The organism is Mesorhizobium opportunistum WSM2075 (genome assembly GCF_000176035.2).
GTDB classification, from domain to species: Bacteria; Pseudomonadota; Alphaproteobacteria; order Rhizobiales; family Rhizobiaceae; genus Mesorhizobium; species Mesorhizobium opportunistum.
Genome location: NC_015675.1, coordinates 1,805,465 through 1,818,512 on the forward strand (window position 1 = coordinate 1,805,465; position 13,048 = coordinate 1,818,512).

Annotated in this window: 11 protein-coding genes; 9 read left to right on the forward strand and 2 right to left on the reverse strand. The window is 62.1% G+C overall.

Annotation, left to right across the window (positions count from 1 at the left end; all coding sequences use genetic code 11):
- Positions 1–47: 47 nt before the first annotated feature.
- The gene (gene gndA / locus MESOP_RS08635) at positions 48–1,475 is read left to right on the forward strand and encodes an NADP-dependent phosphogluconate dehydrogenase (protein WP_013892945.1); all 1,428 of its coding nucleotides are present in this window, start codon (positions 48–50) and stop codon (positions 1,473–1,475) included.
- On the opposite strand, the gene MESOP_RS08640 is transcribed toward gndA, so the two are convergent.
- Positions 1,472–2,524, reverse strand: a complete 1,053-nt coding sequence (locus MESOP_RS08640) for a LacI family transcriptional regulator (protein WP_013892946.1) — start codon at positions 2,522–2,524, stop codon at positions 1,472–1,474. The two genes, gndA and MESOP_RS08640, sit on opposite strands and share 4 nt — an antisense overlap.
- Positions 2,525–2,927: 403 nt before the next feature.
- Between MESOP_RS08640 and MESOP_RS08645 the strand changes: the two genes are divergently transcribed.
- From MESOP_RS08645 to mgrA, 7 genes are all read left to right on the forward strand, one after another.
- The gene (locus tag MESOP_RS08645; RefSeq protein ID WP_013892947.1) at positions 2,928–4,166 is read left to right on the forward strand and encodes an ABC transporter substrate-binding protein; all 1,239 of its coding nucleotides are present in this window, start codon (positions 2,928–2,930) and stop codon (positions 4,164–4,166) included.
- Positions 4,167–4,254: 88 nt separating this feature from the next.
- Positions 4,255–5,148, forward strand: a complete 894-nt coding sequence (locus MESOP_RS08650) for a carbohydrate ABC transporter permease (protein ID WP_013892948.1) — start codon at positions 4,255–4,257, stop codon at positions 5,146–5,148.
- Between the two features lie 7 nt (positions 5,149–5,155).
- Positions 5,156–6,076: a carbohydrate ABC transporter permease gene (locus MESOP_RS08655; protein WP_049802444.1), complete on the forward strand. Its 921-nt coding sequence runs from the start codon at positions 5,156–5,158 to the stop codon at positions 6,074–6,076.
- A 2-nt stretch (positions 6,077–6,078) separates the two neighbouring features.
- Positions 6,079–7,176, forward strand: a complete 1,098-nt coding sequence (locus MESOP_RS08660; protein WP_013892950.1) for an ABC transporter ATP-binding protein — start codon at positions 6,079–6,081, stop codon at positions 7,174–7,176.
- Positions 7,177–7,215: 39 nt separating this feature from the next.
- Complete coding sequence (locus MESOP_RS08665; RefSeq protein WP_013892951.1) at positions 7,216–7,962, forward strand: sugar phosphate isomerase/epimerase family protein; 747 nt, start codon at positions 7,216–7,218, stop codon at positions 7,960–7,962.
- 11 nt (positions 7,963–7,973) lie between these two features.
- A complete protein-coding gene (locus tag MESOP_RS08670; protein ID WP_013892952.1) occupies positions 7,974–9,116 on the forward strand; it encodes a Gfo/Idh/MocA family protein in 1,143 nt (380 codons plus the stop codon).
- 133 nt (positions 9,117–9,249) lie between these two features.
- Positions 9,250–10,296, forward strand: a complete 1,047-nt coding sequence (gene mgrA, locus MESOP_RS08675) for an L-glyceraldehyde 3-phosphate reductase (RefSeq protein ID WP_013892953.1) — start codon at positions 9,250–9,252, stop codon at positions 10,294–10,296.
- An 88-nt stretch (positions 10,297–10,384) separates the two neighbouring features.
- Here mgrA and MESOP_RS08680 read toward each other — a convergent pair whose 3' ends face one another.
- Positions 10,385–11,482 (reverse strand): S1 family serine peptidase, encoded by a 1,098-nt coding sequence (locus MESOP_RS08680; RefSeq protein WP_013892954.1) that lies wholly within the window; start codon positions 11,480–11,482, stop codon positions 10,385–10,387.
- Positions 11,483–11,882: 400 nt separating this feature from the next.
- Between MESOP_RS08680 and MESOP_RS08685 the strand changes: the two genes are divergently transcribed.
- Complete coding sequence (locus tag MESOP_RS08685) at positions 11,883–12,971, forward strand: trypsin-like serine peptidase (protein WP_013892955.1); 1,089 nt, start codon at positions 11,883–11,885, stop codon at positions 12,969–12,971.
- Positions 12,972–13,048: the final 77 nt, after the last annotated feature.

Sequence of the window (13,048 nt, forward strand, 5' to 3'; positions counted from 1 at the left end):
GTTCGCAAAACGCGGTCTCAACAAAATCCGAAAGCAGGGAAGAAACGATGGAAAAAGCCGAAATCGGCCTGATCGGCCTTGGCACGATGGGGTCCAACCTGGCGCTCAACATCGCCGAGCACGGTCACCGCATCGCCGTCTTCAATCGCACAAAGGCGCGCACCGACGCTTTCGTCGAGAATGCCGGCGCGCTCAGGGATATGGTTGTTCCCTGCTACAGCCTGGAAGAGCTCGCCGCCGCGATCCGGCCGCCGCGCCCGATCATCATCATGGTGCTGGCCGGCAAGCCGGTCGACGAACAAATCGAAGCCCTGCGCGGCGTGCTGTCGGCCAACGACATCGTCATCGATGCGGGCAACGCCAATTTCCGTGATACGATGCGGCGCTTCTCCGAGCTTTCGGGCTCGGGCCTGACCTTCATCGGCATGGGTGTGTCGGGCGGCGAGGAGGGCGCGCGCCACGGGCCGTCTATCATGGTCGGCGGCACCGAAGACTCCTGGAAGCGTGTCGAGAAGGTGCTGACGGCGATCTCCGCCAAGTTCAAGGACGAGCCGTGTGCCGCCTGGCTCGGCACCGACGGCGCCGGGCATTTCGTCAAGACCATTCACAATGGCATCGAATATGCCGACATGCAGATGATCGCCGAGATCTACGGCATCCTGCGCGACGGCCTGGGCATGGGGCCGAAGGACATCGGCACAGTGTTTGAAACCTGGAACAAGGGCCGGCTCAATTCTTACCTGATCGAGATCACCGCCAAGGTGCTGGCCGCCGACGATCCGAAGACCGGCAAGCCGGTGGTCGACATTATCCTCGACCGCGCCGGCCAGAAGGGCACCGGCAAATGGTCGGTCATCGAGGCGCAGCAGCTCGGCATTCCGGCGACCGCGATCGAGGCGGCGGTGGCGGCGCGCGTTCTGTCGTCGATCAAGGACGAGCGGCAGGCGGCGCAAAAGGCCTACGGCAACATCGGCGTGACGAAGATTTCCGGGGACAAGGATGCGCTGCTGAAAGACCTCGAACTGGCGCTGTTCGCCGGCAAGATATCCGCCTACGCGCAAGGCTTCGCTGTGATGAGCGGCGCCTCGAAGGAGTTCAACTGGAACCTGCCGATGCCGACCATCGCCAAGATCTGGCGGGCCGGCTGCATCATCCGCTCGCAGATGCTGGATACGATGGCCGAGGCTTTCGGCAGCGGCGGCGCTTCGACCAACCTTTTGATGGCGCCGGCCTTCATCACCATGATGCAGGAGGCGCACCCGTCGCTGCGGCGCGCCGTGGCCAGGGCTTCCGAGGCCGGCTCACCGGTGCCGGCGCTTGCTTCGGCGCTTGCTTATTTCGACAGCTACCGCCAGGGCCGCGGCACCTCGAATCTGATCCAGGCGCAGCGTGATTTCTTCGGCGCGCATGGCTTCGAACGCATCGGCGAACAGGGCGCATTCCACGGCCCGTGGGGCAGCGGCGCGGCGGGTTAGTCGCCCGAACGTCTGTAGGCCAGGACTTCACCTGGCACGCTGAGCGACTGCAGCGAGCCGGGCGCGGCGCCGCCGATCCAGCCGAGCACCGAGCGGGCGAGCTCGGAGCCCGCCAGCCGGAAGTTCTCGTTGACGATCAGCAGTTCCGGCCGGAACAGATGCAAAAGGTCCGACGACTGCTTGGAAACGATGTCGACGTCACGGCCAAGCTTGAGGCCGGCATCCTCGATGCCGGCGACGAGCGCGAGCGTCGCGGCGGCGGCGCTGCTGACGAAGCCGTCCGGCCTGATGTCGCGGCGCATCAACTGGGCGGTCCTCGTCCTGATCTGCTCGATTGAATGATCGATCGACACGGTGCTGAACGGGATCTCACTGGCGCCGACCTCGCTCAGTGCGTCGGCAAAGCCGTTGACGGTGTGGCTGTGATAGGTCAGCCCGACCGGGGGGGCAAGCAAAGCGAGCCTGCGGCGGCCGACACCGGCCAGGCGCCGCACGGCCTCCACCGCGAAGGCGTAGTTGTCGAAATCATGATAGGGATGAACCAGCCCCATCTCGGTGCGTCCATGCGTGGCAAAGGGAATGCCATGTTCCAGCATGTAGCGCGCCCTGGCGTCGTTCGGCTGCGTGCGTGAAATGATGACGCCGTCGGCGGAACCGGTCTCGACCAGATAGCGTATGGGGTCGAGCGGATCCTGAGAGCGCGAATAAGGCGTGACGATCAGGTGATAGGGCGTGTCGGCAATGACCTCAGAGACGCCGTATATGATGTCGGAGACAAAACTCATGATCTCCTGCTCTGTGTTGAGCACGAGGCTGATGACATTGGTCTTGCCGGTGCGCAGTCGCACACCGGCGCGGTTCGGTCGGTAGCCGATCTGCTTGGCGACCAACTGGACGCGGCGTCTGGTCTCGGCGCCGATCTCCGGAGCATCCTTCAAGGCGCGCGAGACGGTGGTGACGCCGAGCCCGGTCATGAAGGCAAGCGTCTTCAACGTCGGCCGCCCTTGCGCCGACGCCTCGTCATTCTTGTCCGTACGCCGTCTGTCCATTCGTCCCGCCCGTCAGGCGCATAGCAGCCGCAGGCTGGGTCGGCAATCGCCGTCATTGCAATACGATATGCACTCCAGCCAGAATTGGCTCAATATACTGAAACGTTACAGAATGCCAATGCACCACGCTTGAGCGTGTCCGCCACGTGATGGCGCCTTTTGCGAAACCCATTGGGATTCCAGAGGAAAATGCCTTGATCACGGATTTTTGCCGGCTTTAATGCACTGTTTGGTGTTTTTGCGCCGCAGCGGCCTATGCTGCGGTGCACATAGACACGGGCTTTCGACCGAATTTGTTCACGGCTCGAAAAAATGTCGGAGCCCGTTTGCTCAAGGGGTTGCGCCATCCGCGCAATTGCCGTATCGAAAATCTGTAACGTTTCAGATTCTGGGAGGAACCGAAATGCGATACGAACTTTTGACCGCCGCGTTAGCGGCAACGGCCGCTCTGCAGTTCGCCGGCCAAGCCGCCGCGACAGACCTGGAAGTCACTCATTGGTGGACCTCCGGCGGCGAGGCGGCGGCGGTCGCGGAACTCGCCAAGGCTTTCGACGCCACCGGCAACCATTGGGTCGATGGCGCCATTGCCGGCTCCGGGGGCACGGCGCGGCCGATCATGATCAGCCGCATCACCGGCGGCGATCCGATGGGCGCCACCCAGTTCAATCACGGCCGGCAAGCGGAAGAGTTGGTGCAGGCCGGCCTGATGCGCGATCTCACCGATGTCGCCACCAAGGGCAAATGGACCGAGGTCGTGCGGCCGAAGAGCCTGCTCGACAGCTGCACCATCGACGGCAAGATCTATTGCGTGCCGGTCAACATCCACTCCTGGCAGTGGCTGTGGCTCTCGAACGCGGCGTTCGAGAAGGCCGGCGTGCCGGTACCGAAGAACTGGAATGAATATGTCGCCGCCGCTCCGGCGCTGGAGAAGGCAGGCATCGTGCCGCTCGCGGTCGGCGGGCAGGCCTGGCAATCGTCCGGCGCTTTCGACGTGTTGCTTGCCGCGGTCGGCGGCACCGACACCTTCCTCAAGGTCTACAAGGACAAGGACGCCAAGTTCGCCGCCGGCCCCGAGGTCGCCAAGGTGTTCAAGGCGGCCGACGATGCGCGCAAGATGGCCAAGAATACCAATGTGCAGGACTGGAACCAGGCCACCAACATGGTCATCACCGGCAAGGCCGGCGGCCAGATCATGGGCGACTGGGCGCAAGGTGAATTCCAGGTGGCCGGTAAGACCGCCGGCAAGGACTATACCTGCCTTCCCGGCCTCGGCCTGAATGAGGTCATCGCTACCGGTGGCGATGCCTTCTACTTCCCGCTGCTCAAGGATGCCGACAAGTCCAAGGCGCAGGAAGTGCTGGCCGAGACCTTGCTGGATCCCAAGACCCAGGTCGCCTTCAATCTCAAGAAAGGCTCCCTGCCGGTGCGGGGCGACGTCGACCTCAACGCGGCCAACGACTGCATGAAGAAGGGCCTCGCCATCCTGGCCAAGGGCGCCGTCATCCCGTGGACAGACCAACTGCTTTCGCAAGACAGTCAGAAGCAGAAGGAGGACCTGTTCTCCGAGTTCTTCGCCAAGCCTGAGATGACGCTCGAGGAGGCACAGAAGCGCTTCGCCGACATCATCGCGACGGCGGACTGATATCGCAGGCAAATTCCCTTCCTCCCGGCCTGGTGCAAAACCAGGCCGGGAGCCCGCCGCCCTTACCCGATCCAGCATGGCTGTACCGATGAGCAAGAGCGAACGCCCCATTCGACTGTTTCGCAACCTGAATGCGAAGGTCGCCTCGATCCCGATGATCCTCACCGCGCTGGTGGTGTTCGTTGGCGGCACAGCGTGGACGGTGCTCTATTCCTTCACCAATTCGAAGCTGTTGCCGCGGCTGAATTTTGTCGGCCTCGACCAGTATCACCGGTTGTGGGCGACTCCGCGCTGGCTGATTTCGATCGAGAACCTTCTGATCTATGGCGTGATCTCGCTGGTGTTTTCGCTGGTGATCGGCTTCATTTTGGCCGCTCTGCTCGACCAGAAGATCCGCTTCGAGGACACGTTCCGCACGATCTTCCTCTATCCCTTCGCGCTCTCCTTCATCGTCACCGGTCTTGTATGGCAATGGCTGCTCAATCCGGATTTCGGTATTCAGGCAGTGATACGAGGCCTTGGCTGGACGAGCTTCAATTTCGATCCGCTCTACAATTCCAGCATCGTCATCTACGGCATATCGATCGCCGCGTTGTGGCAAGGCACCGGGCTGATCATGTGCCTGATGCTGGCCGGCCTGCGCGGCATCGACGAGGGCATCTGGAAGGCGGCACGGGTCGACGGGATACCGATGTGGAAGACCTATCTGTTCATCATCATCCCGATGATGCGACCGGTCTTCATCACCACCCTCGTCATCATCGCATCGGGCATCGTCAAGGTCTACGACCTGGTCGTCGCCCAGACCAGCGGCGGGCCTGGCATCGCGTCGGAAGTGCCGGCAAAGTATGTCTACGACTATATGTTCTTCGCCCAGAACCTCGGCCAGGGTTTTGCCGCCTCGACCATGATGCTGCTCTCGGTGATGATCGTCATCGTGCCGTGGGCCTATCTCGAATTCGGAGGCAGGAAGCGTGTCTGATCCTGCCATTTCCCTGTCCGCACCGCCCGGCACCATTCGAGCCGATGCCTCGGAACCCAATGGGCCGAAGCCGCGTCACATGTTCTCGCGCCGCAACATCTTCCTCTATGGCACGCTCATCCTGGTGGCGCTCTACTACCTCTTGCCGCTCTACGTGATGATCGTTACCTCGCTCAAGGGCATGCCGGAAATCCGCCTTGGCAACATCTTCTCGCCGCCGCTCGAGATCACCTTCGAGCCCTGGGTCAAGGCGTGGTCGACGGCTTGCACCGGACTCAATTGCGACGGACTTTCGCGCGGCTTCTGGAACTCGGTTCGCATCACCGTGCCCTCGGTGATCCTGTCGATCGCGATAGCCTCCGTAAACGGGTATGCGCTGGCCAACTGGCGCTTCAAGGGCGCCGACACGTTCTTCATCATCCTCATCGTCGGTGCGTTCATTCCCTATCAGGTGATGATCTATCCGATCGTCATCATCCTGCGCGAGATCGGGCTCTATGGCAGCCTCAGCGGCCTGGTCATCGTCCATTCCATTTTCGGCATGCCGATCCTGACGCTTCTGTTCCGCAACTATTTCACCTCCATGCCGGAGGAACTGTTCCGGGCGGCGCGTGTCGATGGTGCCGGCTTCTGGGGCATCTACCTGCGCATCATGGTGCCGATGTCGCTGCCGATCTTCGTCGTCGCCGTCATCCTGCAGGTGACCGGCATCTGGAACGACTTCCTGTTCGGCGTCGTCTACACCCGCCCCGACACCTATCCGATGACGGTGCAGCTCAACAACATCGTCAACTCGGTGCAGGGCGTGAAGGAATACAACGTCAATATGGCGGCTACGATCCTGACCGGGCTGGTCCCGCTCGTCATCTACTTCATTTCCGGCAGGCTTTTCGTGCGTGGCATTGCCGCCGGCGCGGTGAAAGGGTGATGATGGCAGAAATTGAAAATCCCAGCGTATCGATCCAGAACCTGTCGCTGAACTACGGCGCGGTGTCGGTTCTGCAGACGCTCAATCTCGATATCGCCGATGGCGAGTTCATCGTGCTGCTGGGCCCCTCCGGATGCGGCAAGTCGACCTTGCTCAATTGCATTGCCGGGCTGCTCGACATCTCGAAGGGCCGCATCTTTATCAAGGGCAAGAACGTCACCTGGGAAGAGCCCAAGGACCGTGGCATCGGCATGGTGTTCCAGTCCTACGCGCTCTACCCGCAAATGACGGTGGAGAAGAACCTGTCCTTTGGCCTGCGTGTCGCGGGCCTGCCCAGGGGCGAGATCGTCAAACGCATCGCGCGCGCCGCTGAGATCCTGCAGATCGAACCGCTGCTGCAGCGCAAGCCCTCGGCGCTTTCCGGCGGCCAACGCCAGCGGGTGGCGATCGGGCGGGCGCTGGTGCGCGATGTCGACGTCTTCCTGTTCGACGAGCCGCTTTCCAATCTCGATGCCAAACTGCGCTCGGAACTGCGCGTCGAGATCAAGCTTTTGCATCGCAGGCTGCAGAACACCATGATCTACGTCACCCACGACCAGATCGAGGCGATGACCCTGGCCGACCGGATCGCGGTGATGAAGGGCGGCGTCATCCAGCAGCTCGACGCGCCGCAGACCATCTACAACCGCCCGGTCAATCGCTTTGTCGCGGGCTTCCTCGGTTCGCCGGCGATGAACTTCGTCGAGGGGCGGCTGGAGAAGCGCGGTGACGGCTGGTTCTTTGTGGCCGAAGATCTCAATATTCCACTCGGCACCTATCAGTTCGACGGGCAACCGGAAGCCGGTCCAGCCGTGTTCGGCATCAGGCCTGAGCATGTCAGCCTGAACAGCGGCACGGGCTGGCCGTTCTCGACAGCGGCCAATGTCGAGGTGGTCGAGCCGATGGGCTCCGACACGCTGGTGTGGCTGAAGCTTGCCGAGCAGAAATTCAGCGTCCGGGTCACCTCGGAACGCACGCCCAAGAACGACGAGGCGGTGACGGTGGGCTTCGACCCGATGCGAGCCTCGCTATTCCACGCCGAAACCGGCAGCCGCATCTAACGCCCGAATAACCATCCCCAAGCAAAACGGACAAAGACGATGAACTGGTCATTCCAACTTTACAGCGCCCGCAATTTCCAGCCCTGGGAAGGCGTGCTCAAGACACTCGGCAAGCTCGGCTATACACAGGTCGAAGGCTTTGGCGGCGTCTATGACGATCCTAAGGCCTTCCGCGCCGAACTCGACAAGAACGGACTTGCCATGCCGACCGGGCATTTTTCCATCGATGCGCTGGAGAACGACTTCGGCGGCGTGCGCAAGATCGCCGATGCGCTCGGCATCAAGCTCTTGATCTGCCCCTATCTGATGGCCGAGGACAGGCCGTCCGACAGCGCCGGCTGGCGCGGCTTCGGCGAGCGCCTGGCCAAGGTCGGCGAGGTGGCATCGAAGGCCGGCTACGGCTTCGCCTGGCACAACCATGATTTCGAGTTCAAGGCACTGGCCGACGGCTCGGTGCCGCAGGATCACATCCTGTCTTCCGCCCCTGATGTCGGCTGGGAGATGGACCTTGCCTGGGTGGTGCGCGGCGGCGCCGATCCGTTGCCCTGGATCGAAAAGCACGGCAAGCGCATCGTCGCCGTGCATGTGAAGGACATCGCCAAGCCAGGCGAGGGGCTGGACGAGGATGGCTGGTCGGATGTCGGCCACGGCACGATCGACTGGGCTGGCCTCATCAAGGTGCTGCGGGCCAAGAGCGCGGCAAAATACTTCGTCATGGAACAGGACAATCCCAACGATATCGAGCGCTTTGCCCGCCGCTCGATCGCAACCGTCAAGACCTACTAGGAACAATCACAATGGCAAAGAAATTGGGTATTGGCGTCATTGGCTGCGGCAACATCTCGAAGGCGTATTTTTCGCTGGCGCCGCTGTTTCGCGGCATCGAGATGCGCGCCTGCGCCGACATAAACATGGATGTGGCCAAGGCGCGGGCGAAGGAGTTCAAGCTGCGCGCCGAGACCGTCGAGAACCTGCTCAAGGCGGATGATATCGACATTGTCGTCAACCTGACGATACCGGCTGTGCATTATGAGGTGTCGAAACAGGTGCTCGATGCCGGCAAGCACGTCTATTCGGAAAAGCCGTTCGTGCTGTCGCTTAAAGAGGGCCTGGACCTCAAGGCGCGGGCGGAAAAGAAGGGGCTGCGCATCGGCTCGGCGCCCGACACCTTCCTCGGCGGCGCGCACCAGTTGGTGCGTGAACTGATCGACGGGGGAAACCTTGGCAAGATCACCAGCGGCACCTGCCACGTCATGGGCCATGGCATGGAGCATTGGCACCCCAATCCGGACTTCTTCTTCCAGCCGGGTGCGGGGCCGGTGCTCGATATCGGGCCGTACTATATCACCAATCTGATCCAGTTGATCGGACCGGTGAAGCAGGTGGCGGCCTTCGCGATAACCCCGGCCAAGGAACGGACGATCAGCTCAAAGCCGCGCGCGGGCGAAAAAATCCCGGTCAACACGCCGACCACCATCCATGGCCTGCTGGAGTTCGAGAATGGCGCCGTGGTGACGCTGAACACCAGCTGGGACGTCTGGGCTCACGGCCACGCGCCGATGGAACTCTATGGCGAAGCGGGGACCGTGTTCGTACCGGATCCGAACTTCTTCGGTGGCGAGGTGCGCTTTACCGCCGAAGGCAAGCCGGTCAAGAAGCTGCCGAAGTGGAAGCATCCGCTTGGCATCCCGAACGAAATGCACGGTCAGGGCCTGATGGCCAATTACCGTACCGCCGGCCTCGCCGACATGGCGCTGGCAATCGCCGAAGGGCGGCCGCACCGCTGTTCGATGGAGCTGGCGCTGCATGCCGTCGATGTCATGACCGGCATATTGCGCTCCGGCGAGACCGGCAAATTCGTCGCCATGCAGACCACTTGTGAGCGGCCGGCCGCTCTTGGTGTCAAGGCAGCCAAGGAATTGCTGGCGAAGACAAAGTAGGCGCAGGATTATCGATAATTTTGATTTACCCCCTCTCCCCGTTCGGCCGGGGAGAGCGTAAGGAGGGGGCGCGGGCACTGTTATCAGGCAACGATGACCGTGCTCCCTCCGTTCAAATTCGAGGATTCCTGTCATGCCCTACATCCCTGCCGAAAACCGCTATGAGAAAATGATCTACAACCGTTGCGGACGGTCCGGCCTCAAACTGCCGGCGATCTCACTCGGGCTGTGGCACAATTTCGGCAATGACACGCCGCACAGGACCAAGCAGGCGATCGCCCGCAAGGCTTTCGATCTCGGCATCACCCATTTCGACCTCGCCAACAATTATGGCCCGCCGCCCGGCTCGGCCGAGACCGCTTTCGGCGAAATCCTGCGCACCGATTTCGCCGGATACCGCGACGAGCTGATCATCTCGACCAAGGCCGGTTATGAAATGTGGGCTGGTCCCTACGGCGAATGGGGCGGGCGCAAATACATGCTGGCCAGCCTCGACCAGAGCCTGAAGCGGATGGGGCTCGAGTATGTCGACATCTTCTACTCGCACCGCTTCGACCCCGACACGCCGCTGGAAGAAACCATGGGTGCACTCGACCATGCGGTGCGTTCGGGCAAGGCACTCTATGCCGGCATCTCGTCCTACAACTCGCAGCGCACCCGCGAAGCCGCCGACATATTGCGGCAGCTCGGCACGCCATGCATCATCCACCAGCCGAGCTATTCGATGCTCAATCGCTGGGTCGAGGATGACGGTCTCCTCGACACGCTCGATGGGCTCGGCGTCGGCTCCATCGTGTTCTCGCCGCTCGCGCAAGGCATGCTGACCGATAAATATCTTGGCGGCATTCCCGAGGGCAGCCGCGCTTCCCAGGGCAAGTCGCTGAAGACAGCCTTCATCAACGACCGCACCATCGCCAACATCAAGGCGCTCAACGCGATCGCCGGTAAACGCGGCCAGACGTTGGCGCAGATGGCGCTCGCCTGGGTGCTGCGCAGGGGCAAGGTGACGTCGGCGTTGATCGGCGCCAGCCGGCCGGAACAGGTCGAGGACTGTGTCGGGGCGCTCAAGGTGCTCGACTTCAGCGATGCCGAATTGGCCGAGATCGATACTTATGCGCGTGAGTCCGACATCAATTTGTGGGCGGCCTCCGCCGAGCGCAAAGGACCGCCGAGGAAATAGGGACCGCCGAGGAAGTAAGGCGCGCGCATCAAGCCGGCAAACAAAATGGCGGGAGCCTCTCCGCCATTTTATGCGCGCTATCGCTGCGTCAGGGTGCTTTCGGCTTCTGGGCCGTGCCTAGTCCCGCCTTGGGCTTTTCCGGCGCCGGAACCGAGGTCTTCATCTTGGCTTCGATCCAGCCGGTGTAGTTGGCCAGCCGCGTGTAGATGCCGTAGGCATCCTTATGGCCGCAGGCCGCGCTTCCGTCCGCCGGGCCTTCACCCCAGCTGACGACGCCAACCTGGACCGGGCCGTCGGCGCCGGCCATGAACAGCGGGCCGCCGCTGTCGCCATTGCAGGCGTCACGCACGCCGCTGGTCGTGCCGGCGCAGATCATGTTGCCGGTCAGTGGATCCGTCATATCGGCGGCGATCGCGTTCGCGGCGGCGTCGATGCCCTTTTCCGAATAGCGCATGCGATGGGACAGATCGCCAAGTGCAGCCTTCAGGTCATGCGCATAGATGGCCTTGATGCCGGTGTTGCAGGCGCTGTTGGGTTGCAAGTCGAGGTCGGCGACCATCAGCGTGGTCGGAAATGTACCGTCCTGCATCTTGCCCCAGCCGGTGACCGTGGTCTTGCCGGCCTCGGGGGTCGCATCATGGGTGACCTTGATGGCCGGCGCATCGGCCGGCTCGGCAAGCCGGAGCAGGCCGAGGTCGTTGTCGAGCGTCTGCTCGCTGTAGCCCTCGTTGACGATGACTTCAGCCACCTTGTGGCGCGTGCCTTCGCTGAGCTCGGTGGCGCCGGTCAGCACGGTGACGGAGTCTGGCGAGATCGGCTGGCCGTTGTCGTTGAGACAGTGTGCCGCCGTCAGCACCCATTGCGGCGCGATCAGGCTGCCGCCGCAGAATTGTGCGTTGGCCTGAGAGGCCGGGTTCTCGTCCAGCCTCTCGGTGGTGAGCAACGCGACCTGGAATGGATAGGCACCCTTCTCGGCCTGGTTGCCGCCATAGACCCGGTCGGCGCCGTCCGGATTCTCCGCCGCGGCCTTTGCCCTGGCATCGGTCACGCGCTTCATCGGCGAGACAGCCGCTTCGGGTCTTGCGTTGCCTTCACCCGCCTGGCCGGTGTTGATGAATGTGACGGCAGCGGCGACGCCAAGCAGCGAAGCGGCAACGATTGACCCGAACCGATTTGTGATGTGCACCTGAACCCCTCCTAAGACAATTTCCCGCGCGGACCGGCGCCGGGCATCGTGCAAGGAGGCGGTGCCGGTTCGGACACCCGATCACTTGCCGCATTCAATCGGCGCGCGATCGGTCACAAAACCGAATCCCACTTTTGCTAACCGTGCCCGCGAGCAGAACCCGCACAAAATCCTATAGCCCCCCACGGGCTACGTGGAAGCGATTTATCATTGCCAATCTAGGATTATTTTAGGCAGTATATCGGGTAGGGTCATTTTGGCGGGGGCTTTTGATTGACCATGGCAAATAACGGTCCGGCCTGCGCGTCGATAGGCTTGCTCATTTTTCGACGCCACCACGATCTCGACAATATTTCTGTATTTTGATCCAGTCCTTGCTGACTTTTGGGAGAGTCTCACCATGACAAAACTGACAAACGCTATGATTGCGTCCGCATTGCTTTCCACTGCAATGTGGGCGGTCCCCGCTTTCGCCGCCGACCCCGGCTCAGCCAGTGCCGGCAACGGCGAAAGCATGCGGGACGTGACTTCGGGCGACTTCACGCCCGGGCGGGCAAAGCCGATCGCGCCGCCCAAGCTGACCGACGAAGACAACCGCGCCGCGCCGCTCGCCGACGAGGCAACGGCTGTCAAATCCTATGGCATCGTCGGGCGTTCCGCCGATGGCAAGGAGATCAAGATCGAACCCAGCGAGGCGCTGCGGGAGCTTATCATCAAGCAACTGAACGCGCCGGCCGATGGCGCGGACGGGGCCCAGCGCAAGACCGAGGATCCGGACCTTGGCGAAGGCGAAGCCGGGCGACAGGTTTTCGGCGCCGACGATCGGGTGCAGGTCAAGAACACCAAGACCTATCCCTTCTCGGCGATCGGCTATCTCGAAGCCAAGTCGAAGACCGGCTTCGGCAGCTGCTCGGCAACGCTGATCGGTCCGCGCACCGTTCTCACCGCGGCGCACTGCCTCTACAGCCATGAGGACAAGGACTGGCTGGCGGACTATCTGTTCGTGCCGGGCCTCAACGGCAGCACGGCAGACGACGCGCCGTTCGGCGCCTTCGCCTATGAAAGCGCCTATGTGCTGCAGGGCTTCATCGACAATTACCAGGGTTACTATGGTTCGGTCATCCCGTGGGATCTCGGCATCGTCACGCTGAAGCAGGATGTCGGCACCAATTTGGGCTGGCTCGGCTACGCCAATTATGACGATCTCGGCGACTTCACCGCCAACCTCGTCGGCTATCCCGGCGACAAGCCGATGGGCACGATGTGGAAGGCAAGCTGCGAAGTGCATGCCGAAAACATCGGTCCGGAATATTTCCAGTATGACTGCGATACGTTCCCGGGGTCGAGCGGCAGCTCGGTCTATGCCTATGACAACAGCTCCAAGCAGCGCATCATCACCGGCGTCAACGTGGCCGAAAGTCCCGACGCGAACACCGCCGTGCGTCTGAACGCCGCCAACATCCAGTGGATCAACAGCCTGTATAAATAATCGCTGCGCATTCACGGCACGGGAAAAGGCGGCGGGTCGATCTCGCCGCCTTTTTCCTGGGTCGATGCGGCTTCCCT

What these genes read in the sequence shown, in the direction of transcription:
- gndA (WP_013892945.1), top strand. Translation starts at nt 48, where the DNA reads ATGGAAAAAGCCGAAATCGGCCTGATCGGCCTTGGCACGATGGGGTCC.
- MESOP_RS08640 (WP_013892946.1), bottom strand. Translation starts at nt 2,524, where the DNA reads ATGGACAGACGGCGTACGGACAAGAATGACGAGGCGTCGGCGCAAGGG.
- MESOP_RS08645 (WP_013892947.1), top strand. Translation starts at nt 2,928, where the DNA reads ATGCGATACGAACTTTTGACCGCCGCGTTAGCGGCAACGGCCGCTCTG.
- MESOP_RS08650 (WP_013892948.1), top strand. Translation starts at nt 4,255, where the DNA reads ATGAGCAAGAGCGAACGCCCCATTCGACTGTTTCGCAACCTGAATGCG.
- MESOP_RS08660 (WP_013892950.1), top strand. Translation starts at nt 6,079, where the DNA reads ATGGCAGAAATTGAAAATCCCAGCGTATCGATCCAGAACCTGTCGCTG.
- MESOP_RS08665 (WP_013892951.1), top strand. Translation starts at nt 7,216, where the DNA reads ATGAACTGGTCATTCCAACTTTACAGCGCCCGCAATTTCCAGCCCTGG.
- MESOP_RS08670 (WP_013892952.1), top strand. Translation starts at nt 7,974, where the DNA reads ATGGCAAAGAAATTGGGTATTGGCGTCATTGGCTGCGGCAACATCTCG.
- mgrA (WP_013892953.1), top strand. Translation starts at nt 9,250, where the DNA reads ATGCCCTACATCCCTGCCGAAAACCGCTATGAGAAAATGATCTACAAC.
- MESOP_RS08685 (WP_013892955.1), top strand. Translation starts at nt 11,883, where the DNA reads ATGACAAAACTGACAAACGCTATGATTGCGTCCGCATTGCTTTCCACT.